This is a genomic window from Neisseria sp. 23W00296, from assembly GCF_044772855.1.
Classification (GTDB): Bacteria; Pseudomonadota; Gammaproteobacteria; order Burkholderiales; family Neisseriaceae; genus Neisseria.
On the sequence record NZ_CP173024.1, the window covers coordinates 2089332 to 2115558 of the forward strand.

Consider the following 26227-nt stretch of genomic DNA (forward strand, 5'->3'; position numbering starts at 1 on the left):
GAAAGAGGCCGTTCCCGCCTGCGCGGGAATAACGTTTCCGAAACCCTGTTTTCAGACGGCCTCTGTCCGTTGCCCGCCGTCTGCGAAACCGCTAAACTGCGCCCCGTCCGAAAGCCCTTTTCAGACGGCCTTTTTTTATCCGCAACAAGCCGCCGACGTCATTGCGACTGCGGCAGGCGGGTCAGCGTCATTACGCCGCTGCCGACATACGAAAGAACACAATATGACCCTCTCCCCCGTAGCCTTGCGCCGCAAAAGCGAGCCCAAGCCGCATCCGACTGCGCGTTATTGGAAAAAATGCGATGTCGAAGCCCTGTTTTCCCAACCCTTTCTCGAACTCGTCTTCCAAGCCGCCGAAATCCACCGCCAGCATTTCAACCCGCGCGAAATCCAGCTTTCCACCTTAATGTCCATCAAAACCGGCGGCTGCCCCGAAGACTGCGCCTACTGCCCGCAGTCGGCACACCACAACACCAACCTCGGCAAAGAGCAGATGATGGACGTGGACGAAATCGTCGCCAAAGCCCGCATCGCCAAATCGCGCGGCGCCAGCCGTTTCTGCATGGGCGCGGCCTGGCGCGGACCCAAGCCCAAAGACGTGGCCGCCGTGTCCGAAATCATCCGCGCCGTCAAAGCCCTGGGCATGGAAACCTGCGGCACATTCGGCATGCTTGAAGAGGGTATGGCCGAAGATTTCAAAAACGCGGGGCTGGACTACTACAACCACAATCTCGACACCGACCCCGACCGCTACAACGACATCATCCACACCCGCAAACATGAAGACCGCATGGACACGCTGGGCAAAGTACGCAATGCCGGTTTGAAAGTCTGCTGCGGCGGCATCGTCGGCATGAACGAAACCCGTGCCGAACGCGCCGGCCTCATCGCCAGCCTCGCCAACCTCGACCCGCAGCCCGAAAGTGTGCCGATTAACCAACTCGTCAAAGTCGAAGGCACGCCGCTTTTCGACGCCGAAGATTTGGATTGGACGGAATTCGTGCGCACCATCGCTGTTGCCCGCATCACCATGCCGCAAAGCTACGTGCGCCTGTCGGCCGGACGCAGCAATATGCCCGAAGCCATGCAGGCCATGTGTTTTCTGGCGGGCGCCAATTCGATTTTCTACGGCGACAAACTTTTAACCACCGAAAATCCCGATGAAGACGGCGACCGCCTGCTGATGGAAAAACTCAACCTGTATCCGCTGGGCTTCGATCCCGCCACCCATAACGATGCGCGGGAAACGCCGAAAATCCGTGTCGATTATTAGCCTGCGGTAGGGTGTGTTGCACAGCAACGCACGCGGTTTTTGGTTTTACGGAACACCGCGCGGACACACAAAGGCCGTCTGAAACCCGCCGCAGGTTTTCAGACGGCCTCAGACTATGATTGAGGCCGTTCCCGCCTATACCCCTTCGGGGCATAAACGCGGCAATGACGTTTCCGAAAACAAAAAAGCAGCCCGACAAGGCTGCTTTTTCCATGTCCAAACGCCGCATCAACACACGGCCGCGCGCGGCTCGGACAAGTTTTCACACCTCGGCATAAAGCGGAATAAACGCCGCCGCAACCACCGTCAGCAGCGACAGTGAAAAAATCCACTCCGCCAGCGTCACCCAAACGCGCGACATACGGGCGGCCGCTGTTTTTCTGCACGGTGTAGCCGACCACCACCACAAGCAGAAAGCCGATGGAGGAAAACAAAAACAAATCGTCGGAAATCATCTCGCTGGGCTTGAGCGACTGCTTGGCAGCAAGAATACCCACCAGCGCCAAACCCATGCCCGCGATTGTGCCGCTGGCGGAAATCAAGGTATTGAGGGAAGCGTCTGTCTGTTGCGACATGGCGCCAGTCCGTTTGTAAAAAAGCGCGATTGTATAGTGAAACAAAATAGGAAAGATACAAGGCAGCAAGCCGCAGACAGTACAGGTAGCAACAACCGTAGCAACTGTATTTTTCACCCCGTCGGGCAAAAATACAGTTGCTACACGCTGGTTCAAGTCGATACGCCGCAGGATATTCAAAACCATCCGGCGGATGATTATGTGCGCTCCCTGTTCGGCGCGGCGCAGCCGGAAAACACCGCCTCCGCCGACGAAGTCATCAATCTTTACCGCCGTTTGGACGCAGACGGCAAAGCGCGGGTAAGGAAGCATTGGGCAAAAGAAGAAAACAAAGAAGATTGAAAAGAGGTCGTCTGAAAACGGACATATTGGATTTTGTCCAATCGTTTTCAGACAACCTCAAACCATTTTTCAGTACACGCTCAAGCACCGGGTCTGCTTTCCGCTAACACCCAATTTCGCAAAAACTCTACTGTAAGTCCAAATCAAAAGCATCCATGCCGTCATTCCCGCGCAGGCGGGAATCCACTTTTGAATTTCGGCAACCGTTTTGCAGACATCTGTTGTTCAAAGTTTCCGACGGTTTTCCGCCTGCGCGGGAATGACGGCCGCTGGCAGGTACCGTATCAAAAATCAAGCGAATCTGCTATATATGCTTTCTCAAAACCCCAAAGGAGAATCAAGATGGACATTCTTTCCCGCCTGCAAGCATTGCCGCCGGGCAGGTTCCACTACAAATTACTGGTATTGGTCGGCATCGGTTGGCTGTTTGACGCAATGGATACCGGCATCGTGTCGTTTATATTGCCCGAATTAGGCAAAGAATGGGGTTTGCAGCCGGCGCAACTGGGTTGGATAGTCAGCATCGCCTTTATCGGCATGGCACTGGGGGCGGTAGCGAGCGGCTGGCTGGCAGACCGCTTCGGCAGGAAAACCGTATTTGCCGCAACCATGGCGGTGTACAGCACGGCGACGGGCCTATGCGCCTTTGCACCCGACATTGCAACACTGCTTATCTGCCGCTTCTTTGTCGGCGTAGGACTGGGCGGACAGCTTCCCGTCGCGGTGTCATTGGTCAGCGAATACGCCCCGCCGAAAGTACGCGGACGCTTTATCGTGTTGCTGGAAAGTTTTTGGGGCTTGGGCTGGCTTGCCGCCGCACTCGCTTCCTATTTCTTTATCCCCAAATTCGGCTGGCACAGCGCGTTTTTAATCGGCGCACTACCGATTTTGTATATCCCGCTGGTGTTGAAATTCATCCCCGAATCCGTCCCATACCTGCTCTCGCAAGGCAAAACGGACGAAGCGCACCGGCTGGTCAGCCGCTTGGAAGAGGAAGCGGGGATTGCGCCCGCCGCAACAGCCGTAGCACCGCCGCAACAAGAAAAACAACGCATCCGTTTCATACAACTATGGCAACAGCCTTTCGCACGGCGCACGCTGATGCTGTGGCTGGTCTGGTTCGGCATCGTCTTTTCCTATTACGGCATTTTTACTTGGCTGCCGAAACTCTTGGTCGAACAAGGCAATACGGTGGTCAAAACCTTTGAATATGTGCTGGTGATGATTGTCGCGCAACTGCCCGGCTACATCGCGGCGGCGGCATTGGTGGAAAAAATCGGGCGCAAAGCGACTTTGGCAGGTTTTCTCGCCGCCTGTGCCGTCTGCGCGTGGTTTTTCGGGCAAAGCAGCAGTGCCGCCGAAGTCATGGCGTGGGGCAGCCTGATGTCGTTCTTCAATCTCGGCGCATGGGGCGTTTTATACACCTACACGCCCGAACTCTACCCCCTCCGCTTCCGTGCCTTCGCCTCCGGCTGGGCGGGCGCAATCGGACGCATCGGCGGCATCCTCGCGCCTATGGTGGTCGCTAAAATGGTCGGCGGCAGCGGCGGATTCGGCAATATTTTCATGATGTTCGCCGGCGTGATGATGCTGATTGTATTGGTGATTTTGGCTTTAGGCGAAGAAACGAAAGGCAGGACGCTGGAGGAAATCAGCTCTTAAACAACTGTATAGAGAGCCTAAAATCAGCAAAAGGCCGTCTGAAAACTCAAAATTGGTTTTCAGACGGCCTTTATGCTAGAGGTTTTCAGACGACGTTTGAGGTCGTCTGAAAGTTTGAAACAATGGTTTGAACGGTAAAAAACGCGTGCGCCCCCACCTCACACACTACACGTCGAATTGAAAGTTTGTGCCGCCCACAGGTAAGGTGTGTGGCATAGCTACGCACGCGGTTGGTAAAAATGCAGGCTAGGGCTTGCTGAAACTTTCATAATGATTATTAATAAATACATCTAAAAAATTAATAAATTTAATTGAATCATTTAATATTGATTTAGAAACACCCATTAAACCTAATTTGTCAATATTAAATTTCTTTGAAATTTTATCAAAATTTGAACCTTTCCTATGTGCAGAACTAGCTGAACGTAAATTCTGTAATTTTCTTAAAAAGAAAATTTGACTACTAAGCATATTATCGTCGATATTACATCTTTTTAACAATGCTTCCAACTTAGATATACTCCCTTTGAGATTTACTAACTCCTGCTTATCGAGTAACTCATTAATTTTTTCTTCATTGATAGAATCAATCAAAATTTTAGTTAAGGCAAGGACTAATATATCAAATTTATGTTGTTCTTCTACGGTCAGTATATGTAGCTCATCTAAATATGGCTTATCTTTTTCTGCTAACGGTAGAAGTATATGCCAATTTAGAAGTTTCAAACTTTTTTCTAACAACTTTAAATATTTTGCTTTAAAAATATGATCTGGGTAATCCGAATCTGTAAATTCAGCCATTATTTGCCTTTTGAAATAAGTATTACTCACTTTCCCAATATTTTGAATATTAAATGATCTCCAATAAATTTGTTCTTTTTCCGACAAGCCACCTAAATCGCCTAACCAAACTTGGACATAATCATCATGGTTATTATCTATCGATAAACTCCATAGACTTCCACAATATAAATGAGAATCTTCTACTCTATACTTTGTAGGTTCTAGATAATATTTTTCTAATACCTTTTTCTCAAAACAAACTGGAGTTAAATAATTTGGGCTGTCCGGATTTTTTCCAAAAAAATCTGCAAGCTCATCAGGATTGCACGTAAAAGTAATATCATCTCCTTGTGCATCTATATCTATAATAAAATCCTGATATTTTTTACTCTTACTTACCGATGAAGGTATAAATGGCAAGAGAATCTTCTTTGCAGATAATCTGGTAAAAGTATCATTTCCCATACAATCACCACAATAAATTTCATAAATATAATTACTTTTGCCATTGGATTTTAAATTAGATTCTAACACTCCCTTTGTTAACATCAATTTATCAATTGAATAAGGCGTATGCTCTCTACAATCATATTGAATCAATAGATACATGCTCTTAGCAGCAAGAAACTGCAGTAGCTCTTTTAAACGAATTTTAACTTCATTTTCTGAGAAAGTTATTATGATTTCACTGTTCCCATCATCATCAAATTTTATATAAGATTTTTTTGTTTCATCTAAATATAAATTATAAAACAATCTGAACTCTTCAGATATTTCAATATAAGACGGTTTAAGATCATTAAAATTCCTTGATATAACCAAAGGCTCCAATCCTTCTTGATTACCAAATCTTAAATATTTTGATTCACCAGAGTAAAAACTCTCTATTCTAGGCTTCGAATTATCAGAATTTAAATTCCAAGCCAAATCTGACAATGCTTTTTCCTTATAAGAAATAGGTATAAAAATACTGTCTATAAAATGATGGTGATCATCTTTTGACTCACATAAAAATACTGTTTCCATTTCTGACAATTTGTATTGTTTTTGAATTTTATCCAATAAGTTTTTTTGCAAAATTCTATTTTTAGCCTCTTTTTCAGATTCATTTTGTAAATGGTTACTCATATACTTCTTACCTTTAAAAACAAAATATCTAATTATAAAATTGATATAATACTTAATTATCTACTACCAAACAATAAATTCTCCTTAATCCCCCGTATCCTATCCCGCAACACTGCCGCCTCTTCAAACTGCAAATCCCTAGCCGCCTGCTGCATGGCTTTTTCCAGTTTGGCAATTTCTTTAATTGCGTCTTCTTCGTTGTGAATTTCGCCGACTTTAACCTTGTTTTTGCCTTTCAGACGACCTTTGCCGCTGTCTTCTTCGTGGTACACGCCGTCGATAATGTCTTTGACCTGTTTTTTAATCTGCTGCGGCACGATGCCGTGTTCTTCGTTGAATTTAATCTGTTTTTCGCGGCGGCGTTCGGTTTCGTCGATGGCGGCTTTCATGGAGTCGGTGATTTTGTCGGCGTACAGGATGGCGACGCCGTTCACGTTGCGCGCGGCGCGGCCTATGGTTTGAATCAGGCTGCGGTGGGAGCGCAGGAAGCCTTCTTTGTCGGCATCGAGGATGGCGACTAGGGAGACTTCGGGGATGTCGAGGCCTTCGCGCAAGAGGTTGATGCCGACGAGTACGTCAAACAGTCCGAGCCGCAAATCTCTAATGATTTCAACGCGCTCTACGGTGTCGATGTCGCTGTGCAGGTAGCGCACCTTGATGCCGAGTTCGCTGTAATAGTCGGTGAGTTGCTCTGCCATGCGTTTGGTGAGGGTGGTAACGAGCACGCGTTCGCCTTTTTGGATGCGGTCGTTGATTTCGCTCATTAAGTCATCGACTTGGGTGGCGACGGGGCGGATGATGATTTGGGGGTCGACCAGTCCTGTGGGGCGGACGACTTGTTCGACCACTTGTCCGGCGTGTTCTTCTTCGTATTTGGCGGGGGTGGCGGAAACGAAGACGGTTTGAGGCATGACTTTTTCAAATTCGTGGAATTTGAGCGGGCGGTTGTCGCGGGCGGAAGGCAACCTGAAACCATAATCGACGAGGTTTTGCTTGCGCGATGCGTCGCCTTTGTACATGCCGCCGATTTGGGTAACGGTAACGTGGCTTTCGTCGATGAACATGATGGCGTTGCTTGGCAGGTAGTCCATCAGCGTGGGCGGCGGTTCGCCTTCTTTTTTGCCGGAGAAGTGGCGGGAGTAGTTTTCGATGCCTTTGCAGAAGCCCATTTCGTAGAGCATTTCGAGGTCGAAACGGGTGCGCTGTTCGATGCGTTGTTGTTCGACGGGGCGTTGTTCGCGGGCGAAAAATTCGATGCGTTCGCGCAATTCTTCTTTGATGGACTCGCAGGCGCGCAAGACGGTGTCGCGCGGGGTAACGTAGTGGCTGGACGGGAAGACGGTGTAGCGGCCGACGCGCTGGTGCAGGCTACCTGAAAGCGGGTCGAACATATCGAGGCGGTCGATTTCGTCGTCAAACAGGCTGATGCGCAGGGCGTTTTCGGAGCTTTCGGCGGGGTACACGTCAATCACGTCGCCGCGCACGCGGAAGCTGCCGCGTTTGAAGTCCAAATCGCCGCGTTCGTACTGCATGGAAACGAGCGTGGCGATGATGTCGCGCTGTTCGATGGTGTCGCCTTCTTTGACGGACAACACCATTTGTTGATACTCGGTCGGGTCGCCGATACCGTAAATGGCGGACACGGTGGCGACGATAATCACGTCGTCGCGCGTCATCAGGTTTTTGGTGGCGGAAAGGCGCATCTGCTCGATGTGTTCGTTGATCGCGCTGTCTTTTTCGATGAACAGGTCGCGACTGGGCACATAGGCTTCGGGCTGGTAATAGTCGTAGTAGGAGACGAAATATTCCACCGCGTTTTCGGGGAAAAACTCGCGCATTTCGGCGTAGAGCTGGGCGGCTAGGGTCTTGTTGTGCGCCATGATGATGGCGGGGCGGCCGCTTTGCGCGATGACGTTCGCCATGGTGTAGGTTTTGCCCGAACCGGTTACGCCAAGCAGGGTTTGATAGGCTAGGCCGTCTGAAAGCCCTTCGAGCAAGCCGGCAATGGCGGTGGGCTGGTCGCCGGCGGGCGGGAAGGGTTGGTGGAGTTTGAAGGGGGAATCGGGGTATTGGATGATTTGCATGGCAATCGTTCGACAACGCGGGGAAAGCGGGCGATTATATAGCAAGAGGCCGTCTGAAAAGTTTTCAGACGGCCTCTTCTCTGCGCGGCTTATTCGGCGGCAGGCTGCTCGCTCTCGGCGGCTTTGTTCTCGTGTTGCAGGCTGACGGCGCGGGCGGGAACAATGGTGGAAATGGCGTGTTTGTACACCATTTGGGTCACCGAGGTATTGCGCAGCAGCACAACGTATTGGTCGAAGGATTCGACTTGGCCTTGCAGCTTGATGCCGTTTACCAGATAGATGGAAACGGGCACATGCTCTTTACGCAGGGCGTTCAAAAAGGGGTCTTGCAACATTTGGGCTTTAGCTGTCATTTTTTATACTCCACTTTCGGATGGTTTTGTTTATTAGAAAAACGGTGCGGATTGTAACGGTTATCGGCTGCCTTGACTACCTTTTAGGCAGGACGCTTTTTCAGACGTATTCCACCGCCACGATTTCGTACTCGCGCACGCCGCCGGGTGCCTGCACTTCGGCCACGTCGCCCTCTTCCTTGCCGATCAGGGCGCGGGCGATGGGGGAGCCGACGGAGATTTTGCCCGCTTTGATGTCGGCTTCGTCTTCGCCGACGATTTGGTAGCGGACATGGTCGCCGCTGTCGAGGTCTTCCAAATCGAGGGTCGCGCCGAAGACGACTTTGCCTTCGGCATGGATTTCGGCGGGGTTGATGACGTGGGCGTGCGAGAGTTTGTGTTCGATTTCGGCGATGCGGCCTTCGATAAAGCCCTGGCGCTCTTTGGCGGCTTCATATTCGGCGTTTTCCGACAAATCGCCGTGCGAACGCGCTTCGGCGATGGCGGCGATGACTTCGGGACGCGCCACGCTTTTGAGCTGTTGCAGCTCGTTTTTCAGCAGCTCCGCGCCGCGCACGGTCAGAGGGATTTTTTTCATTCGGCAGTTCCTAAAAAACGGGACGGCAGAGCGCCGCCCAAAAATACAAAAAGGCAAGCCGCGCGGTAAAACGGCGGCTTGCGGTGTTCGATGCGGCGGCATTGTACCAAAAACGGGTGTTTTGGCAATCTCTGTTTTCAGACGGCCTGCACGCATTCGGAGGCCGTCTGAAAACGCGGTTTGTCAGAACGGAATATCGTCGTCGATGTCTTCCACCGGCGCGGCAGGCGCGGGGGCGGGGCGGCGGGCAGGGGCGGCGGGCGGTTCGGAATACTGCTGTTGCGGCGCGGCCTGCTGGTAGGGCTGCTGCGGCGCGCTCTGTTGGTAGCCGCCTTCCTGATAGGGCGCGCCGCCGCCGCTTTGGCGGCTGTCGAGCATTTTCATTTCGTTGGCGATGATGTCGTAGGACGTGCGCTCGATGCCGTCGCGGTCTTGGTATTTGCGGCTCTGGATGCGGCCTTCGATGTAAATCTGGCTGCCTTTTTTCAGATACTGTCCGGCGATTTCGGCCAGGCGGCGGTACATGGTGATGTTGTGCCACTCGGTGCGCTCCTGGCGCTGGCCGCTCTGGCGGTCGTTCCACGTTTCGCTGGTGGCCATCGAAAAGTTGCAGACGGGCTCGCCGTTGGGCATATAGCGCACTTCGGGGTCGCGGCCGAGGCGGCCGATGAGGATTACTTTGTTTAAAGACATGGTTTTACTCTCCTGAAATAATGACTTTGGCGGCCGCCTCGTCAAAGCCTTTCTGCATGGCTTTGATGTACACGGTTTCGCCGTCGCTGCTGAAACTGATTTGCTCGACGCCCGCAAGTGTGCCGAGTGCGGCGGACAGCTGCTGCTGCCTGCCCGTCCAAACACTGCCGACGCGCAGGGCGACGGTTTTCACGGGCTTGGGCGCGGGGCTGGCGGCGGCCGATGCCAGCCACACCAGCGTCAGCACCACCACAAACGATAGCACGGCATACATGCCGTGGTGCTGGAACAGCCAGCCGCCGAGCCAGAAGCCGCTCATCAGGCCGACCGATTGCAGGGTGTTGTACACGCCCATCGCCGTGCCCTTCAAATCGGCGGGAGCGATTTTCGACACCATCGACGGCTGGCTTGCTTCGAGAATATTGAAGCCGACGAAATAGACAATCAGACAGGCGCCGATCAGCCACAGCGAATGCAGCGACAGCATCAGCGCGGCCACGGCGGCGGCGGTGAGCACGATGCCGATAACGAACACCTGTTTCAGACGGCCTCTGGTCTCGCCGACGATGATGGCGGGTATCATCAGAATCAGGCCGAGCAGCGTGGCGGGGAAATAGACTTTCCAATGGCCGGTTTTGTCCAGCCCCAGTCCTTCCATCACAAAGGGCAGGCTGGCAAACAGCGCCATCATGCCGCAGTGCAGGGCGAAAATACCGAAATTGAGGCTCATCAGGCGGCGGTCGGCAAACACTTCGCGCAAACGCGAGGGCTGCGCCTGCGCGTCTTCGTGCAGCTTGGAAACCTGCGGATCGGGCGTCCAAAACGCCACCACCAGAATGCTCGCCAGCGTCAGCACGCCCGTGAGCAGAAACAGCCCTTTCACGCCGATAACGCCCGTCAGCATCGGCGACAAAACCAGGCTGGCGGAAAAGGTGATGCCGATGCTCAAACCAATCATCGCCATCGAACGTGTGCGCACTTCCTCGCGCGTCAGGTCGGCCAGCAGCGCCGTTACCGCCGCGCTCACCGCGCCCGCACCCTGCAAGGCACGTCCCAGCACCAGCATCGCCCAAGTGTCGGCGGCGGCGGCGGTAAAGCTGCCGGCGGCAAACAGAATCAGGCCGAAATAAATCGTTTTCTTGCGGCCGAAGCGGTCGGAAGCGATGCCCAGCGGCAGCTGCATCAAGGCCTGCGTCAGCCCGTACATCCCCGCTGCGAAGCCCGCCAGCGCGGCGTTGCCTTCCGCGCCGGGCAGACCCGCCGCATACAGCGACAGCACGGGCAGCACGAGAAACATCCCCAGCATACGCAGCGCGTACACGCCCGCCAGCGAAGTGCTGGCGCGCCATTCGTCGGGGAACATTTGTGTTTGGTTTGCTCTTGCCATGCTGCCGCCTTTATTGCTGTTTCCGGTTGTGTGTGTGCCGTTGTTTTGAGTGACGGAGGCCGTCTGAAAGGCCTGAAAGCGGCGGATTATACAGCATCGCGCCGCCGCCGAACGATGCGCCGCCAAACTCTGCTAAAATCGCCGCCTTCCCTTGTCCGCAACCGCTTTCAGACGGCCTCAACCGACAAAAAAGGCCGTCTGAAAACACCAGAAAGCATCCGCACCATGACTAAAAAACGCGTTCTCACCGGCGTAACCACCACCGGCATTCCCCACCTCGGCAACTACGTCGGCGCCATCCGCCCCGCCATCCGCGCCGCGCAAAACCCCGACACCGAATCTTTTCTCTTTCTCGCCGACTACCACGGCATCATCAAATGCCACGAGCCCGAGCGCATTCACGAATCCACCCAAGCCGTAGCCGCCACCTGGCTCGCCTGCGGCCTCGACCCCGAGCGCACCACCTTCTACCGCCAAAGCGACATCCCCGAAGTGATGGAGCTCAACTGGATACTCACCTGCATCACCGCCAAAGGCCTGATGAACCGCGCCCACGCCTACAAAGCCGCCGTGCAGGCCAACACTGAAAATAATCAGGAAGACCCCGACCACGGCGTAGAAATGGGCTTGTACAGCTACCCGATTCTGATGACCGCCGACATTCTCATGTTTAACGCAGAGGAAGTGCCCGTCGGCCGCGACCAAATCCAACACGTCGAAATGGCGCGCGACATTGCCGGACGCTTCAACCACCGCTTCAAAGAGCTGTTTACCCTGCCCGAAGTGAAAATCGACGAACAGGTCGAGCTGCTGGTCGGCCTCGACGGGCGCAAAATGAGCAAAAGCTACGGCAACACCATTCCCCTGTTTGAAACCGAGAAAAAGCTGCAAAAATCGGTGAACAAAATCATCACCAACCTGAAAGAGCCGGGCGAGCCCAAACAGCCCGACGAAAGCCCGCTGTTTGAAATCTACAAAGCCTTCGCCACGCCCGCACAAACCGCCGAGTTCACCCAAATGCTCTCCGACGGCCTCGCCTGGGGCGAAGCGAAGAAACTCCTCGCCGCCAAAATCAACGCCGAGCTCGCCGACAAGCGCGAACGCTACAACGAGCTGACCGCCCGCCCCGCGCAAATCGAAGAAATCTTACAGGCCGGCGCACAAAAAGCCCGCCGCGAAGCACGCGAGATTTTAGACAAAGTACGCGACGCCGTCGGCATCCGCGCCTTGAAGTAAACCGAAAAGGCCGTCTGAAAGCGCAGCTTCGGCGCAGCCAACACCGCTTTGCCCGCTTTCAGACGGCCTCAAACCATCCGACAGAGGCCGTACCATGTCCGCCATCGAACCCATCCGCCAGCTCACCCTGATCGGCGTCGGCCTGATCGGCGGCTCGTTCGCCCTCGATTTGAAACGGCTCGGACTGGTGCGCCACGTTGCGGGCGTCGACACCGATGCCGCCAACCTCGAACGCGCCCTGGAGCGGCGGGTAATCGACAGTGCCTCCTGCGACATTTCCGCCGCCAACGTCGGCGAAGCCGAACTGGTGCTCATCGCCACCCCCGTTGCCGCCCTCGCCGCCGTCTGCCGCGCCGCCGCCCCCCTGCTGCGCGCCGACGCCATCGTCAGCGATGTCGGCAGCACCAAACAGTCCGCCCTCGCCGCCTTCGCCGAACACCTGCCGCAGCACCTGCCGCGCTGCGTCGCCGCCCACCCCATCGCCGGCTCCGACCGCCACGGCGCACTGGCCGCGCAATTCGGCCTCTACCGCAACAAAAAACTCGTTATCTGCCCGCACGAAGGCCAGCAGCCCGCCGCCGCCGGACGCATCGCCGCCCTATGGCAGGCCGTCGGCGCACAGGTGCACAGCATGGACGCGGCGGAACACGATGCCGTTTTCGCCGCCGTTTCCCACCTGCCCCACCTGCTCGCCTTCGCCTACGTCGGCCAGATCCGCGAACATCCCGACGCGCAAACCTTCCTCGACTTCGCCGCCAGCGGTTTCCGCGACTTCACCCGCATCGCATCCAGCCACCCCGCCGTCTGGCGCGACATCGCCCTCGCCAACCGCGGCTTCCTGCAACAGCTCGCCGCCGCCCAGCGCGCCCAGCTCGAACGTTTGGAAACCATGCTGCAAAACGGCGACGCCGACGGCCTCTACCGCTACTTCGCCGCCGCCAAACAAACGCGCGACGAATGGCTGGACAAGCAGGACGGCTGAGGCCGTCTGAAAACTTGTGCATGCAAGGTTTTAGATGGCCTTCGGGCGGATGGCGGATATCACATGGAACACGTGCATCGTTTGGGCAACATCCCTATCTATAACCCGTACAGCGTTTGCCGCCGACAACCGCCACCGACGGCATTCACGACACGGATTATTTGTATGCGAAAAATTTGAGCAAGAACGTTTGGAATCAGAAAAAGGCCGTCTGAAAACCCTGTGAATTCAAGGTTTTCAGACGGCCTTTGGGAATTTTGAAACCGCGTAAGCGGCAAAGCCTTACACTCTACGCTTCGCCTGTTAGGGTGTTGACAATCGATACACCCTAGAAACTTTGTTTTAAACCCTGAATGCCTTTCTTACATTCGTTGAGCGAAACAGTTTCGAAATGCGGGCGGCCGACCCATACGCCCATATCTATACTTGCACGTACGCAGCGCGTTTCATTTGGTTTTAGCTCAACCAAGGTGCTGCGTTTTGCTTCCGTTTGCGCCCAAACATCATACTCTCCGGGCGGCAGTTCTTTTTCCACGTAGCCCCCGTTGCGCAGGCGACCGATAATTGTATCGTTTGCTGCAACTTTAAAATGTGTACCACCACCTACAAACGCTTTCGGCCGGTAGACATAGAGCATTGCCTGGCCTTCGGAAGGCTGTTTGAAGCTGTCAAATTGCGTTCCGGTTGCGGCACAGGCCGAAAGCATTAAAGCGGCAAGAGACATGGGTAAAAATTTCACAATCTATTTCCTTTTGTTAAATGGGTTTAAAGTTTGATAATTTTACACATTCATTTTTAAACTATCAATGATGCCTGACCGATTTATACTGCGCCGATTACTTAGGTTGCAGAATGCAGGCACTCACGCGGGTTTTGGGCTTTGCAGAAACCCGTGTGGGTAGATAAAAAAGGCCGTCTGAAATGGCCGTCTGAAATGGCCGTCTGAAATGGCCGTCTGAAATGGCCGTCTGAAATGGCCGTCTGAAATGGCCGTCTGAAATGGCCGTCTGAAATGGCCGTCTGAAATGGCCGTCTGAAATGGCCGTCTGAAATGGCCGTCTGAAATGGCCTGAAATGGCCGTCTGAAATGGCCGTCTGAAATGGCCGTCTGAAATGGCCGTCTGAAATGGCCGTCTGAAATGGCCGTCTGAAATGGCCGTCTGAAATGGCCGTCTGAAATGGCCGTCTGAAATGGCCGTCTGAAATGGCCGTCTGAAATGGCCGTCTGAAATGGCCGTCTGAAATGGCCGTCTGAAATGGCCGTCTGAAATGGCCGTCTGAAATGGCCGTCTGAAATGGCCGTCTGAAATGGCCGTCTGAAATGGCCGTCTGAAATGGCCGTCTGAAATGGCCGTCTGAAATGGCCGTCTGAAAAAAACCGCATTCGCGGTTTTTTTCAGACGGCCTGTTTTGTCGACGGCGGCAGGTTTAACGGAAGCAGGCTTCGTAGAGCGGTTGCAGTTCGTGTATGGTTTGTGCGATCCAGGCGGCGGTGTCGGTTTTGCCGAGGTCGCCGCCTTCGATGTGGCGGCCGATGCAGTAGAAGTCTTCGCCGCTTTCAAGTTTGACGGTGCTGTCGGCAACGGTCGGGTAGTCGGCGTATTCGCTTTCGGCGCCGTGCCATAGCTCGTAGGCGGCATAGCGTTCGGTATCGAGTTCGTCGAGCCATTGGTTGTATTGCGGCAGGGCGATGGGGGAGACGTCGGCTTTGTAGCAGTGCCAGTCGAGGCTGACGGTGAGGCGGCGGCGGTTGAGGAGGACCGAAAGAATGGCGGCGGCATCGCGGTAGGCTTCGTATTTGAAGTAGGCGAAAAAGTGGGCGCGTACCTGCCAGCCGTTGCACCAGCGTTCGATATGCGGCGGGGCGAAGGGGGCGCCGAGATCGGCGGCAACCTGGCGGATCAGGCTCTGCCAGTCCTGCCAGGCGGCTTTGTAGTCGGCTTTGATTTGCGGGATGGCTTCGGGTTGGTATTTTTTGAGTTGGGCGAATTGGTAGAAGGGGATGTCGAACAGGCGGCTGTGTTGCGGGGTGAGCATGGCGTTCCTTTTTAGTCGGCCGACATGAAATCTGCGGCGCTGTGGCTTTGGCTCGAAGGGTTGTCGGATACGGCAAGGCCGTCTGAAAACAAGCGCGGCCGGGGCGGGGTGTTTTCAGACGGCCTCAGTCTGCCTGCGGCGGGGCGGTTTCGGAGAAGATATCGGGCTCGGCTGCGGCGACGCGGTAGTCTTCGCCCGCCCATGCGCCGAGGTCGGTGGTTTTGCACCGTCGACTGCAAAAGGGGCGGTAGGGGTTTGCTGGCGACCATTCGGCGGGTTTGCCGCAGCGGGGGCAGCGGACGGTTCGGATGGTTTTGTCCATTTATTCCACCACTTGGTCGAAGCTGCTCATGATCATTTTGAAGGGGATGTCGCCGTCTACCTGCGGGCCGCGCGGGCGTTCGTTGGAGATGGTGAGGAAGCGGATGTGGGTGAAGTATTTGTTGGCGGAAACTTCGGGCATGGCGCCGTGTTCTTTGCCGACTTCGATGCTGAGCAGGTGGATGTTTTGCGCCAGGCTGGCGTGCTGGTAGTTTCCGCGTTTGGCGTGGCAGCCGACTTCGCGCGAGTTGTTGCGCAGGATGCGCAGGAGGACGGAGATGGCGTCGTAGGTGGGCATCAGGGTGCGTATCCAGCGTTTGAGATCGGCCTGGCGTTCTTCGTACGGGCGCTGCTGCCAGTAGTAATACGAAGGGACGTCGAACGGGCTGGTGCCGCCGGGAACGAGCATGCGCTGTTTGAGCGCCATCAGCCATTCGTTTTCGCGCAGGTGCTGGCCGAATTTCTGCTGGATGCCGAGCAGGCCTTGCGCGACTTGTTTGAGGTCTTCCTGCAACTGCCGGGCGGATTCGGGGCTGCGGGTTTTGGCGACCATTTGTTTCTGGCGTTCCAATTCCTGCAGGATGTCGAGCTTTAATTCGGCGCGGGCGGCGGATTCCATGATATCGAACAGGGTGGACAGCGCCAGATGGTGCGCCCACACCGAATGCGGGCAGGCGATTTCGTCCTGAAAGCGTTTGAACAGGTATTCGATGCGCAGGAAATTGCGTACCCGCTCGGACAATGGGTGTTCGAATTTAATCATTTGGATGTCTGTGGTTGGTGGTGGAAACGGGCGCGGAAGTAAGCGTTCAGACGGCCTATTTTCTGCCGCAGCTCTTGTGTGCTGCCGTTGTTGATCACGATATCGTCGGCCAGACGCCGGCGCTGTTTTTCTCCGGCCTGCGCGGCGATAATCCGCTTCACTTCGTCTTCCGAAAGACCGCTGCGCCGCATGACGCGCCCGATTCTGACCGGCTCGTCAGTTTCTATCAGCAAAACGCGCCGCACCAGCGTTTGAAAACCGGCCTGTTCGGCCAGCAGGGGGATTTCGATTATACCGTAGCTTCGATTGGTGTATTGCTGCTGCTCCCGACGGATTTCATCGAAAATCAGCGGCAGCAGAATGTCTTCCAAACGTTTTTTTGCCACAGCATCGGCAAAAACTGTTTCTCTCAATGCGGCACGGTTCAGCGTGTCACCGTCGAACACTTTGTCGCCAAACGCCTGCCGCACCGCCGGCAGCGCCCTGCCCTGCTCTGCAGTCAGCCCGCGTCCCACCTGATCCGCATCGATAACCGGAACACCCAAAGACGAAAATTCGGCAGCGGCCTGTGATTTTCCGCTGCCGATTCCTCCTGTCAGCCCAATCCAAACGGTCATGCCGAAAAACCCGACATATGCAGCCACCAGCGCACGCCTGCCAGAACTTTGTCATGCGTGACGAAAACAATCCAGCCGGCAATAATCAGGCAGGGGCCGAAAGCCATCGGCTGGCTTTGTCTGACTTTCATAATGAGGGCAGAAACAATACCGACAACGGCCGCAACAAAAACGACAACGGGCAAAACCGCCGCGCCAAGCCACGCACCCAATGCGGCCAAAAGCTTGAAATCGCCTCCGCCCATGCCGTCAATTCCGCGAATCTGCTTATGAAGCCGGTTTAACAGCCATAAGCTGAGATAGCCGCATACCGCGCCCATGACAGACTGCTGCAAGGTAACCAAGCCGCTGCCGCCATAAGCCGCAAGCAAACCCAGCCAAACCAGAGGAATGGTCAGCTCGTCAGGCAGATATTGCGTATCCGCATCGATAAAGGCCAAAGCCACCAAGAAACCCGTAAACACCAAGCCTGTCAGCGTTATCCAAGACCAGCCGTAACAAGCGGCAACAATGCCGAACACAACGGCCGTCAATACTTCGACAGCGGGATAACGGGCACTGATATGGGTATGGCAATGGCCGCATTTGCCTTTCAACAGCAAGTAGCTGACAACCGGTATGTTCTGCCACGGCCTGACCCGGTTACCGCATTTCGGACAGCGCGACGGCGGCCGGGTCAGACTGAACGGCTGCTTTTCCTCATCGGTCAGCTCGATTCCCAAATGCTCTTTGGAAAACAGAGTCCACCCGCGTTCCATCATCACGGGAACGCGGTAAATCACGACATTGAGAAAACTACCGACCAGCAGGCCGAGAATTACCGAGATGGGAATGACCAAAGGGGCATAATATTCCGTCATCCATGAATACAGATTATTCATGAACCATCAGCCTACTACGTTACCCAAGTTGAACAGCGGCAGGTACATGGCTACCAATATCACACCAATAATGCTGCCCAATACCACCATAATAATCGGTTCCATCAGTGAAGACAGCTGGGCAACAGCTGTGTCGACTTCTTCCTCATAAAACTCTGCTACCTTGTTCAACATGTCGTCTAAGGAACCGGACTCTTCACCGATAGATGCCATCTGTATGACCATATTGGGGAACAAACCCGTACTTTGCATGCCCGAAGTCAACGACAGACCTTGGTTTACTTGGGATTTAATTGTAATTGTACCCTCTTCGTACAAAATATTACCTGAAGCACCTGCCACAGAATCCAAAGCTTCAACCAAAGGCACACCAGCGGCAAAAAGGCTGGCGGTTGTCCTTGCCCATCGGGCAATAGTGGCTTTGCGCACAATGTTACCAAATATTGGTAATTTCAACACCCAAGCATCCACCCTTTTCTGAAACTTGGGAGAATTTTTATGAAAATGAACCAAGGCAACCACCATACCGATCAGTCCTATAATAATTACCCATCCATAACTGACAAAAAAGTCAGAAATATTCATCATAACCTGGGTAAGGAAAGGCAGTTCCGCCCCCATGTCGTGATAAACTTTTCCGAATGCCGGCAACACAAACATCATCATAATAATAACCAATACAACTGCCACAACAACAATGGCAATCGGATAAGTCAATGCTGATTTCACTTTTTTCTTGATAGACTGGGTTTTTTCCTTGTAGACAGCCAATTTGTCCAACAAGTTTTCCAACACACCACCAGCCTCACCCGCAGCAACCAGATTGCAGTAGAAACGGTCAAAATATTTCGGATGCTTGGCAAAAGCGGCGCCCATAGACGTGCCCTGCTCCACATCGCTTCTGATAGACATCAGCAACTGCGTCATCGACGGATTCGAGTGTCCGCGCGCCACAATTTCAAAAGCCTGCATCAACGGCAAACCGGCCTTCATCATAGTTGCCAACTGACGGGTAAAAACCGTGATATCTTCCTGAGTAATGCGCTTTTTGCGCGTGGCTTTGACCTGCGTAATCCGCAACGGTTTGATACCTCTGCGCAGCAGTTTCTTACGCGCTTCTTCCTCGTTGGCAGCTACTACTTCTCCGCGGACGATTTGTTCGCTCTGAGTGTGCTTACCTTCAAAAGTAAACCGTTTACCTTTTTCATTATTGACTTTATTTGCTTTCATTTTCCCAGTCCATTTGATTAATCGTTAGTGTTACCCAATACTTCTTCCAAAGAAGTAATCCCATCCATTACCTTCAACAAACCTGCTCTGCGCAAATCGACCATACCCTCCTGATAGGCCATCTGCTGTATATCGACTTCCGTACCACCTTCCATAATTACCCTCTGCATTTCACCGGTTATCGGCATAACTTCATAAACACCGGCTCGGCCTTTGTAACCTTTACCGCGGCATGTGTCGCAGCCGACCGCACGATACATCATCCATTCACGTGCCAAATCTTCATCGGTAAAACCGGCTTTTTTTAATGCATGTTCAGGCGGCCTGTCCATTGGCTCTTTGCAGTTCGGACACAGGCGGCGGAGCAGCCTCTGCGCCATAATCAGACTAACCGAGCTGGCAATATTGAACGGCGCGACACCCATATTCAACATACGGGACAAAGTTGCCGGCGCATTATTGGTATGCAGCGTTGAGAACACCATGTGACCGGTTTGCGAGGCTTTAATTGCAATATCCGCCGTCTCCAAATCGCGAATCTCACCGACCATGATGATATCCGGGTCTTGACGGAGAAACGATTTCAGTGCTGCTGCAAAGGTCAGTCCCTGTTTGTCGTTTACGTTTACCTGGTTAATGCCGGGCAGGTTAATCTCGGCTGGATCCTCTGCGGTAGAAATATTCACACCTTCGGTATTCAGAATATTCAGGCATGTATACAACGAGACGGTTTTACCCGAACCGGTCGGTCCGGTAACCAAAACCATGCCGTAAGGCCTGTGAATTGCCTCCAACAGCAAATCTTTTTGGAAATCCTCAAAACCGAGTTGATCTATATTGAGCGATGCCGCATCGGAATTCAAAATACGCATCACCACTTTTTCGCCAAAAAGGGTAGGCAGTGTGCTGACACGGAAATCCGTGGGGCGGCCATGTTTGGAAAACGCAATCTGAATACGGCCGTCTTGAGGGACGCGCTTCTCGGAAATATCGAGTTTGGCCATCACTTTGATGCGCGATGCGAGCTGGCTTCGTACGGTCACAGGAGGTTTGACAACCTCCCTAAGCTGGCCGTCGACACGGAAACGAACCCTTGCCGTATTTTCATAAAACTCAAAGTGGATATCCGACGCGCCCGAATTAAGGGCATCAGAAAGCGTTTTGTGGATGAAACGTGCAATCGGCCCGTCTTCTGCTTCTTCATCGCCGATAAACAATGCCTGAGAAGTCGAGGTATCCAACTGATCTTGCGACATCTCGCGCAAAATAGTGGTGGAGCGCTGACCCAGCCACTCGACCAAAGTCATCAGCTGGTCATGTCGTACGACAACCAAATCAATCGTATACCCGGTTACCAGTTTTTGAAATTCCTGAATTTTGGTCGGATCGGAAACTGCCAGAAACACCCTGTTTCCGCGTTTGAATACCGGCACGCAGGCGTTGGCCTGCATCTGCTCTTCCGGTAACACATCCTGCACGATATTGCTGCGCGGGTAATAACTCAAATCCAAAACCGGATAATTGAAAATCTGAGCCAACAATTCCGCCAGCGCTTTCGGATTGGTAATATTATCGCCAAACAGCATGGGGATAATGTCTTTATTTTCCCCTAAAGCTTTCTGATAGCGCCCCGTCTGTTCGTTGGACAGTATACGGTTTTGCACTAAAACCCTTAACAAACCTAAACTCATGCCATCCCTATTCCGGCTTCCGGCGTACCCGGTTTTTGCCGTTCAAATTGCGAAAATTTTGTCCATTATAAATACTTGACCGGCATATGACAAAATTTTCCTATTATTTGTAAAAATTATTAAACACCAAGCCACATTATCAGCCAAAGGCCGTCTGAAGCACGAAGAAGCAGGTAACCGAAAGCAGCGATGCCGCGGGCAAGGTAATTACCCAAGCCAAAGCGATAGGCTTCATCGCTTTCCAGTTGGCATTACGGTTGACCAAACCGATGCCCAAAACCGCTCCGACCAGAATATGCGTGCTCGACACCGGCAGCCCCAGAAACGAAGCCGCCATCACAACCGAAGCCGCAGACAGCTCGGCCGTAAAACCCGAAGCAGGATGCATTTCGGCCAAACTCGTACCCACAGTCGCAATCACTTCCTTACCGATAAACCACAAACCGACGATAAGCGCGATACCGAACGTCAAGAGAACTATCGGCGGCACGGGCGCGGAAATACCGATGGCATCGGTACGCAGCACGTCCATAATCGCCGCAAACGGGCCGATGGCATTGGCAATGTCGTTCGCTCCGTGGCTGAACGCAAACCCGGCTGCAGTAAACACCTGCATCCAGGAAAACATCAAAAAAGTGGATTTTGCCAAATCCTTGCGTTTCAATGTCTTAGCATAAATAAACGTAGCTAACCAAATACCTGCGCCTATCATCAGAATGGTCAGATAGCTGCCCAGCTCGCCGATACCCAAATTCAGGTTTTTCAAACCTTTGAAAATCAGCATCGAGGCAATCATCATACCGCCCACCGACGAAATCAGCGGCACCCAAGAATGAAGCGCCTTATAGGCGTCGATACTGCTCTTGCGCTGTTCGATATGGTACAGACCCTGGTAATAGGCCGATTCCAATTCATTCGGATCAAAGTCCGCCTCGCCGTAAATCTGCGCGTCACGCGCCATGGCCGACGCCGCTTTCAGGCGTTCAGGCTCGGGCAGAGCTTCGAAGCGCAGGCGGTGTTCTTCTTTATAGGCTTTTTTCTCGGCTTTGATGTCTTTAAGCTGTCTTTCGATTTCCGTGTTGTAATCCAGCACATGTTTTTTTACCTGATAAAACAGCACATACGACACTAGCCCGCCCAACACCGGCGACAACACCCAAGACACGGCAATTTCGCCGATTTTTTCCCATTTTATCAAAGCAAACGTGCCGTCGCTGCTTTTGGTTAACAGAAAACCCAGCACCATCGAGCTGCCGACAATGCCGCCGATGATCGCGTGCGTGGTCGAAACGGGCAGGCCTTTTTTTGTGGCAAACAGCAGCCAGAGGGCAGCCGCCAAAAGCGCGGACAGCATCACATAGACAAACTGCATCGGCTCCATCGGCAAAGCCTCCATCCGCACAATGCCGTTGCGGATGGTGGCGGTTACCTCGCCGCCCGCAATCACCGCACCGCTCACTTCGAACACGGCCGCGACAATCAGCGCCTGCGGAATCGTCAGCGTACCCGCGCCCACGGAAGTGCCGAAGGAATTGGCCACATCGTTGCCGCCGATATTAAACGCCATAAACACGCCGAAGGCCGTGGCAAGCAGGAACATGGTGATATGGTTGTAATGGGTGTAATCCAATCCCCAGTAAATAAAATAGCCGACCATACCGATAAGCATGGCGGCAAATGCCAGATTGGTTTTATACATGGGACTCGAATCGTTGTTCGTCGGAGCCATGAGGACAGTCCTTCAAAATAATTTGAAAACGGAGAAATTCGGCACAACCATCACAAACACGCCAAGCGGCGTTTGCGCATTATAAGTTTAATAATCTCCGCCCGAAAGGCTTTACCGGACAATCCGGCGGGAAATTCCCCGCCCGCTTTGCCGCATACTCCCGCCAAATGCCTGTAAACACAAAATTGCCTCACCATACCGCTGCCCGGCAGGCCTTTTCAGACGGCCTGTTGTTTTTCTTTCAGCACCCGCGGCAGCACGCCTGCGGTAAACGTGGCCGCCACGACAATCAGAATCCCCAGCCACGAAAGCGGAGAAATGTCCTCGCCCAGCAACAACACCGCCAGCAACACGCCGAAAATCGGTTCGAGCGAAGTCAGCAGCCCCGCCAGATTGGCCGGAACGGTCAGCATCCCCTTATTCCACAACAAATAGGCCAGCCAGCTGCACCCGATGCCCAAATACAGCAGCGCCGCCGTCCCCTGCCAGCTCCAAACCACCGTATAGCGCTCGGCCAGCAGCAGGGAAAACGGCAGGCACAACACCGCCGAAACGGCCAGCGAAACCGAAGTATAGGCCGGCGCACCGATTTCGCCGATCAGCTTCTGCGTCGGCCGCGTGATGCTGCAAAACACGATGCCTCCCATAAACACCAGCATACAGCCGAAAATGCTGATGCCGCCGCCCTCGCCGCCGCCGAGTATCAGCACGGCCACACCCGCAAACGCGGCTGCGCCGCAAAGCCAGTGGTACGGGCGGGCGCGGTCGTTGAAAAAAAAGTGGCCGACAAACACCATCATCAGCGGCTCCAGCCCGATCATTGTTGCAGCGCTGGCGGCAGACGTATATTTGACGCCGATAAATTGGAACATCAGCACGCCGACATAGTTGAGAAACGACAGCCACAACAACGGCTTCCATTTATCCTGCGGAATGCGTCCGATATAGCGGCGGCAGACCGGCAGCACGGCGAGCGCGGCGATAACCAGCCTGATCTGCACCGTCATTGCGGGATCGACCATCCCCTCGGCGTACTTGGCAGCGATAAAGGTGCTGCTCCAAATCACCAGTGCCAGAATTTGATAGATCATTCGGTTTCCTTGTCCGACTCCGCATCCGGGCGGTAATAGGCCGTCTGAAAACATATTCGGCAAAGCGCATTGTGCAGGCGCAAGGCTTTTTCAGACGGCCTCGGGGCTGTTTGCAAGCGTTTTGAGAAGCGGATTCCGTACACGGAAACAGACGGTGCGGGAAGCAAAAACCGTCGCGGCAACGAAACTGCAAAACAGCCCCGATTTAATGGTTCGACAAACCGCCGCGGCAAAAAACGCACGGCGGCGGCAAAGCGGCGGATTGTAACCCAAGGAGGCCGTCTGAAAAAGCCGGAGCGGCAGGCAAAACGGCATATCAGAGGCCGTCTGAAAGCCAAACCGCAAGCCTGTTTTCAAAGAACCGAAATCCGTTTTCAGACGGCCTACCTTTCTTTTCGCACTTAAAAACCGTATGATTGCGAGCCGTTTTCAACTCAACACACACCCATGGAAAATATTGCCGACACCGTGGCCGACCACACCCGACAATGGATGGAAAAAGCCGTTATCGGGCTGAACCTCTGCCCGTTTGCCAAAGCCCCGCACGTCAAAGGCCGCGTACGCATCGCCGTGAGCGGGGCCAAACACGGCGACGGTTTTTTGGAAGACCTCGACCGCGAATTGCAGCTTTTGGCCGACACACCGCCCGAACAGTTGGAAACCACGCTGCTCGTCCACCCGACGCTGTTTACCGACTTTTTGCAGTTCAACGACATGCTCGACACCGCCGAAGCCGCCATTGCCGACAACGGCCTCGAAGGCATCATCCAAATCGCCCCCTTCCACCCCGACTTCCGTTTCGAAGGCACCCAGCCCGACGACATCGGCAACTACACCAACCGCAGCCCCTACCCTACCCTCCACCTCATCCGCGAAGACAGCATCGCCAAAGCCGCGCAGGCTTTTCCCGATGCCGAAGCCATTTTCGGCCGCAACATCGAGCTGCTGGAAAAAATGGGCAAAAGCGGCTGGGACGCACTCGGCATCCCGCAGGGCTGCCCGTTCCACAAGGAACAGCCGTGATTTCCCGTCCGTTTTTCTGGCTGCTGGGCGCGGTGTCGCTGGCGGTGGGAATCGTCGGCATCGTGCTGCCGCTGCTGCCGACCACACCCTTCGTCCTTCTCACCGCCGCCTGCTGGGCAAAAGCCTCGCCGCGTTTTCACCGCTGGCTGCACCGCCACCGTTATTTCGGCCCGATGATTCAAAACTGGGAAGAAAAACGCGCCGTGCCCCGCCGTGCCAAATACCTCGCCTTTTCCATGATGGCGGCTTCCTGCCTGATTATCCTGTGGCGCATCCCCGATCCGTGGTGGATACCCGCCGCCGCAGCCGCGCTCTGTCTGGGCAGCGCATGGTGGATGTGGCGGCTGCCCGACGCATAAGCCCGCCGCTACCCAATGTGCGGCATCTCTTATAGAATGCAAACATTCAGTTAAAAGAAGTTAAGGAATCAAGATGGCAAATAATACAACCCTGCAAGCCCTGCTGCGTATGAGCGTGGTGAAGCAGATTATCATCGGACTCGTACTCGGCGTTGCGGTATACGCAGTTTCCGTCCCCGCCGCCAAAGCCGTCGGCATTTTGGGCAGTATGTTCGTCGGCGCGCTCAAAGCAGTCGCGCCGTTTTTGGTGTTCATACTGGTTACCGCCGCTATTACAAAACATCAAAAAGGCAACGAAATCCACATCAAACCCATTCTGGTGCTCTACCTTATCGGCACACTGGGCGCGGCTCTGGTTGCCGTTGCCGCCGGTCTGGCCTATCCGACCGAACTCAAACTGGTGAGCGGACAGGAAGGCATCGCTCCGCCCGAAGGCATTACCGCCGTATTGAAAACCCTGTTGCTCAACCTGGTCAGCAACCCCATCAAGGCGCTGGCCGAGGGTAACTACATCGGCATCCTTGCCTGGGCGCTGCTGCTCGGCTTCGCTCTGCGCCATGCCTCCGCCACCACCCGCGCCGCCGTTGCCGATATGGCTGATGCCGTCTCCGCCATTGTGCGCTGGGTAATCCGCTTCGCCCCGCTGGGTATCTTCGGCCTGGTCGCCTCCACTCTTGCCGAAACCGGTTTTGAAGCGCTGGCAGGCTATGCCAAGCTCCTCGTCGTGTTGGTCGGCTGCATGCTGTTTGTCGCCTTCGTCTTCAACCCGCTGATTGTCTGGTGGAAAATCCGCGCCAATCCCTATCCGCTCGTTTTCACCTGCCTGCGCGAAAGCGGCATTCCCGCTTTTTTCACCCGCTCCTCCGCCGCCAACATCCCCGTCAATATGGCACTGGCGAAAAAACTCGATCTGCACGAAGACACCTATTCCATTTCCATCCCGCTGGGCGCCACCATCAATATGGCGGGCGCGGCCATCACCATCACCGTGCTGGCGCTTGCCGCCGCCCATACCGAAGGCATCAGCGTTGACTTCCCCACCGCCCTGCTGCTGAGCCTCGTCGCCACCGTCAGCGCCTGCGGAGCATCCGGCGTGGCCGGCGGCTCGCTGCTGCTGATTCCCCTCGCATGCAGCCTGTTCGGCATCAGCAACGACGTCGCCATGCAGGTGGTCGCCGTCGGCTTCATCATCGGCGTGGTACAGGACTCTTGCGAAACCGCGCTCAACTCTTCCACCGACGTCCTCTTCACCGCCGCCGCCGACCTCGGCAGCCGTAGGAAAAACTGATCGGGTAAAAAAGCAAAAGAGGCCGTCTGAAAGTTTCAGACGGCCTCTTTTTTGGCATTTGGAAACATGGCGTACCCGTTCAAAACAAGCCATAAAAACCGCAATGCGGTAAAGCCGCAGAC

25 protein-coding genes and 1 pseudogene are annotated in these 26227 nt (G+C 54.2%); 8 read left to right on the plus strand and 18 right to left on the minus strand.

The features are described 5' to 3' along the window. Positions 1–223 precede the first annotated feature (223 nt). Complete coding sequence (gene bioB / locus ACG2K1_RS10420) at positions 224–1273, plus strand: biotin synthase BioB (RefSeq protein WP_036496096.1); 1050 nt, start codon at positions 224–226, stop codon at positions 1271–1273. 113 nt (positions 1274–1386) lie between these two features. Here bioB and ACG2K1_RS10425 read toward each other — a convergent pair whose 3' ends face one another. Continuing rightward, positions 1387–1848, minus strand: coding sequence for a hypothetical protein (locus ACG2K1_RS10425; protein WP_395429229.1), 462 nt, complete (start codon positions 1846–1848; stop codon positions 1387–1389). Positions 1849–1995: 147 nt separating this feature from the next. Here ACG2K1_RS10425 and ACG2K1_RS10430 point away from each other — a divergent pair. Further along, positions 1996–2190 (plus strand): annotated as a pseudogene (locus ACG2K1_RS10430) (ABC transporter ATP-binding protein); the annotation flags it as partial. A gap of 342 nt (positions 2191–2532) precedes the next feature. Next, a complete protein-coding gene (locus tag ACG2K1_RS10435) occupies positions 2533–3852 on the plus strand; it encodes an MFS transporter (protein WP_395429230.1) in 1320 nt (439 codons plus the stop codon). A gap of 246 nt (positions 3853–4098) precedes the next feature. Here the strand turns inward: ACG2K1_RS10435 and ACG2K1_RS10440 are convergent, their stop codons facing one another. From ACG2K1_RS10440 to ACG2K1_RS10465, 6 genes are all read right to left on the minus strand, one after another. After that, complete coding sequence (locus ACG2K1_RS10440) at positions 4099–5763, minus strand: hypothetical protein (protein ID WP_395429231.1); 1665 nt, start codon at positions 5761–5763, stop codon at positions 4099–4101. 56 nt (positions 5764–5819) lie between these two features. Then, the gene (gene uvrB, locus ACG2K1_RS10445) at positions 5820–7847 is read right to left on the minus strand and encodes an excinuclease ABC subunit UvrB (protein WP_395429232.1); all 2028 of its coding nucleotides are present in this window, start codon (positions 7845–7847) and stop codon (positions 5820–5822) included. 89 nt (positions 7848–7936) lie between these two features. Then, entirely contained in the window at positions 7937–8200 is a 264-nt protein-coding gene (gene hfq / locus ACG2K1_RS10450) for an RNA chaperone Hfq (RefSeq protein ID WP_009426117.1), read from the minus strand. 100 nt (positions 8201–8300) lie between these two features. Continuing rightward, positions 8301–8777: a transcription elongation factor GreA gene (gene greA / locus ACG2K1_RS10455; RefSeq protein WP_009426112.1), complete on the minus strand. Its 477-nt coding sequence runs from the start codon at positions 8775–8777 to the stop codon at positions 8301–8303. 183 nt (positions 8778–8960) lie between these two features. Next, positions 8961–9470 carry a single-stranded DNA-binding protein gene (locus tag ACG2K1_RS10460; RefSeq protein WP_009426111.1) on the minus strand — a complete coding sequence of 170 codons (510 nt, stop codon included), beginning with the start codon at positions 9468–9470 and terminating at the stop codon, positions 8961–8963. A 4-nt stretch (positions 9471–9474) separates the two neighbouring features. Beyond that, positions 9475–10857: an MFS transporter gene (locus ACG2K1_RS10465; RefSeq protein WP_036496092.1), complete on the minus strand. Its 1383-nt coding sequence runs from the start codon at positions 10855–10857 to the stop codon at positions 9475–9477. Between the two features lie 225 nt (positions 10858–11082). Here ACG2K1_RS10465 and trpS point away from each other — a divergent pair, with 225 nt between their 5' ends. Together trpS and ACG2K1_RS10475 are read left to right on the plus strand one after the other, a co-directional pair. Then, complete coding sequence (trpS, locus tag ACG2K1_RS10470) at positions 11083–12093, plus strand: tryptophan--tRNA ligase (RefSeq protein ID WP_395429264.1); 1011 nt, start codon at positions 11083–11085, stop codon at positions 12091–12093. Between the two features lie 94 nt (positions 12094–12187). Further along, positions 12188–13075, plus strand: coding sequence for a prephenate dehydrogenase (locus ACG2K1_RS10475; RefSeq protein WP_395429233.1), 888 nt, complete (start codon positions 12188–12190; stop codon positions 13073–13075). Between the two features lie 328 nt (positions 13076–13403). On the opposite strand, the gene ACG2K1_RS10480 is transcribed toward ACG2K1_RS10475, so the two are convergent. From ACG2K1_RS10480 to ACG2K1_RS10530, 11 genes are all read right to left on the minus strand, one after another. Then, on the minus strand, positions 13404–13814 hold the full coding sequence (locus ACG2K1_RS10480) for a DUF2846 domain-containing protein (protein WP_157058124.1): 411 nt from the start codon (positions 13812–13814) through the stop codon (positions 13404–13406). A 123-nt stretch (positions 13815–13937) separates the two neighbouring features. Further along, positions 13938–14459, minus strand: coding sequence for a hypothetical protein (locus tag ACG2K1_RS10485; RefSeq protein ID WP_402837186.1), 522 nt, complete (start codon positions 14457–14459; stop codon positions 13938–13940). 44 nt (positions 14460–14503) lie between these two features. Then, complete coding sequence (locus ACG2K1_RS10490; protein ID WP_009425277.1) at positions 14504–15112, minus strand: HI_0552 family protein; 609 nt, start codon at positions 15110–15112, stop codon at positions 14504–14506. Positions 15113–15236: 124 nt separating this feature from the next. Further along, positions 15237–15434: a DNA gyrase inhibitor YacG gene (locus ACG2K1_RS10495; protein ID WP_009425278.1), complete on the minus strand. Its 198-nt coding sequence runs from the start codon at positions 15432–15434 to the stop codon at positions 15237–15239. Further along, complete coding sequence (gene zapD, locus ACG2K1_RS10500; RefSeq protein ID WP_009425279.1) at positions 15435–16196, minus strand: cell division protein ZapD; 762 nt, start codon at positions 16194–16196, stop codon at positions 15435–15437. Then, positions 16193–16813, minus strand: coding sequence for a dephospho-CoA kinase (gene coaE / locus ACG2K1_RS10505; RefSeq protein ID WP_009425280.1), 621 nt, complete (start codon positions 16811–16813; stop codon positions 16193–16195). The genes zapD and coaE overlap by 4 nt, the downstream gene beginning before the upstream one ends. Then, the gene (locus tag ACG2K1_RS10510) at positions 16810–17673 is read right to left on the minus strand and encodes an A24 family peptidase (protein WP_009425281.1); all 864 of its coding nucleotides are present in this window, start codon (positions 17671–17673) and stop codon (positions 16810–16812) included. The genes coaE and ACG2K1_RS10510 overlap by 4 nt, the downstream gene beginning before the upstream one ends. 27 nt (positions 17674–17700) lie before the next feature. Continuing rightward, positions 17701–18924, minus strand: a complete 1224-nt coding sequence (locus ACG2K1_RS10515) for a type II secretion system F family protein (protein WP_009425282.1) — start codon at positions 18922–18924, stop codon at positions 17701–17703. A gap of 17 nt (positions 18925–18941) precedes the next feature. Beyond that, positions 18942–20615, minus strand: a complete 1674-nt coding sequence (gene pilB, locus ACG2K1_RS10520; RefSeq protein ID WP_395429234.1) for a type IV-A pilus assembly ATPase PilB — start codon at positions 20613–20615, stop codon at positions 18942–18944. Between the two features lie 139 nt (positions 20616–20754). Next, positions 20755–22344 carry an inorganic phosphate transporter gene (locus ACG2K1_RS10525; protein WP_009425284.1) on the minus strand — a complete coding sequence of 530 codons (1590 nt, stop codon included), beginning with the start codon at positions 22342–22344 and terminating at the stop codon, positions 20755–20757. Positions 22345–22562: 218 nt separating this feature from the next. After that, entirely contained in the window at positions 22563–23435 is an 873-nt protein-coding gene (locus ACG2K1_RS10530; protein WP_395429235.1) for a DMT family transporter, read from the minus strand. A 447-nt stretch (positions 23436–23882) separates the two neighbouring features. On the opposite strand from ACG2K1_RS10530, the gene ACG2K1_RS10535 reads away from it, so the two are divergent. From ACG2K1_RS10535 to sstT, 3 genes are all read left to right on the plus strand, one after another. After that, positions 23883–24458, plus strand: a complete 576-nt coding sequence (locus ACG2K1_RS10535) for a DUF1415 domain-containing protein (protein ID WP_395429236.1) — start codon at positions 23883–23885, stop codon at positions 24456–24458. After that, complete coding sequence (locus ACG2K1_RS10540) at positions 24458–24817, plus strand: YbaN family protein (RefSeq protein ID WP_232304371.1); 360 nt, start codon at positions 24458–24460, stop codon at positions 24815–24817. The genes ACG2K1_RS10535 and ACG2K1_RS10540 overlap by 1 nt, the downstream gene beginning before the upstream one ends. Before the next feature lie 73 nt (positions 24818–24890). Beyond that, a complete protein-coding gene (sstT, locus tag ACG2K1_RS10545) occupies positions 24891–26105 on the plus strand; it encodes a serine/threonine transporter SstT (RefSeq protein ID WP_009425292.1) in 1215 nt (404 codons plus the stop codon). Positions 26106–26227: the final 122 nt, after the last annotated feature.

What these genes read in the sequence shown, in the direction of transcription:
- coaE (WP_009425280.1), bottom strand. Translation starts at nt 16,813, where the DNA reads ATGACCGTTTGGATTGGGCTGACAGGAGGAATCGGCAGCGGAAAATCA.
- bioB (WP_036496096.1), top strand. Translation starts at nt 224, where the DNA reads ATGACCCTCTCCCCCGTAGCCTTGCGCCGCAAAAGCGAGCCCAAGCCG.
- greA (WP_009426112.1), bottom strand. Translation starts at nt 8,777, where the DNA reads ATGAAAAAAATCCCTCTGACCGTGCGCGGCGCGGAGCTGCTGAAAAAC.
- ACG2K1_RS10510 (WP_009425281.1), bottom strand. Translation starts at nt 17,673, where the DNA reads ATGACGGAATATTATGCCCCTTTGGTCATTCCCATCTCGGTAATTCTC.
- ACG2K1_RS10535 (WP_395429236.1), top strand. Translation starts at nt 23,883, where the DNA reads ATGGAAAATATTGCCGACACCGTGGCCGACCACACCCGACAATGGATG.
- zapD (WP_009425279.1), bottom strand. Translation starts at nt 16,196, where the DNA reads ATGATTAAATTCGAACACCCATTGTCCGAGCGGGTACGCAATTTCCTG.
- ACG2K1_RS10495 (WP_009425278.1), bottom strand. Translation starts at nt 15,434, where the DNA reads ATGGACAAAACCATCCGAACCGTCCGCTGCCCCCGCTGCGGCAAACCC.
- ACG2K1_RS10485 (WP_402837186.1), bottom strand. Translation starts at nt 14,459, where the DNA reads ATGCGGTTTTTTTCAGACGGCCATTTCAGACGGCCATTTCAGACGGCC.
- ACG2K1_RS10525 (WP_009425284.1), bottom strand. Translation starts at nt 22,344, where the DNA reads ATGGCTCCGACGAACAACGATTCGAGTCCCATGTATAAAACCAATCTG.
- ACG2K1_RS10530 (WP_395429235.1), bottom strand. Translation starts at nt 23,435, where the DNA reads ATGATCTATCAAATTCTGGCACTGGTGATTTGGAGCAGCACCTTTATC.
- ACG2K1_RS10465 (WP_036496092.1), bottom strand. Translation starts at nt 10,857, where the DNA reads ATGGCAAGAGCAAACCAAACACAAATGTTCCCCGACGAATGGCGCGCC.
- sstT (WP_009425292.1), top strand. Translation starts at nt 24,891, where the DNA reads ATGGCAAATAATACAACCCTGCAAGCCCTGCTGCGTATGAGCGTGGTG.
- ACG2K1_RS10440 (WP_395429231.1), bottom strand. Translation starts at nt 5,763, where the DNA reads ATGAGTAACCATTTACAAAATGAATCTGAAAAAGAGGCTAAAAATAGA.
- ACG2K1_RS10460 (WP_009426111.1), bottom strand. Translation starts at nt 9,470, where the DNA reads ATGTCTTTAAACAAAGTAATCCTCATCGGCCGCCTCGGCCGCGACCCC.
- hfq (WP_009426117.1), bottom strand. Translation starts at nt 8,200, where the DNA reads ATGACAGCTAAAGCCCAAATGTTGCAAGACCCCTTTTTGAACGCCCTG.
- pilB (WP_395429234.1), bottom strand. Translation starts at nt 20,615, where the DNA reads ATGAGTTTAGGTTTGTTAAGGGTTTTAGTGCAAAACCGTATACTGTCC.
- ACG2K1_RS10475 (WP_395429233.1), top strand. Translation starts at nt 12,188, where the DNA reads ATGTCCGCCATCGAACCCATCCGCCAGCTCACCCTGATCGGCGTCGGC.
- ACG2K1_RS10435 (WP_395429230.1), top strand. Translation starts at nt 2,533, where the DNA reads ATGGACATTCTTTCCCGCCTGCAAGCATTGCCGCCGGGCAGGTTCCAC.
- ACG2K1_RS10490 (WP_009425277.1), bottom strand. Translation starts at nt 15,112, where the DNA reads ATGCTCACCCCGCAACACAGCCGCCTGTTCGACATCCCCTTCTACCAA.
- uvrB (WP_395429232.1), bottom strand. Translation starts at nt 7,847, where the DNA reads ATGCAAATCATCCAATACCCCGATTCCCCCTTCAAACTCCACCAACCC.
- trpS (WP_395429264.1), top strand. Translation starts at nt 11,083, where the DNA reads ATGACTAAAAAACGCGTTCTCACCGGCGTAACCACCACCGGCATTCCC.
- ACG2K1_RS10425 (WP_395429229.1), bottom strand. Translation starts at nt 1,848, where the DNA reads ATGTCGCAACAGACAGACGCTTCCCTCAATACCTTGATTTCCGCCAGC.
- ACG2K1_RS10515 (WP_009425282.1), bottom strand. Translation starts at nt 18,924, where the DNA reads ATGAAAGCAAATAAAGTCAATAATGAAAAAGGTAAACGGTTTACTTTT.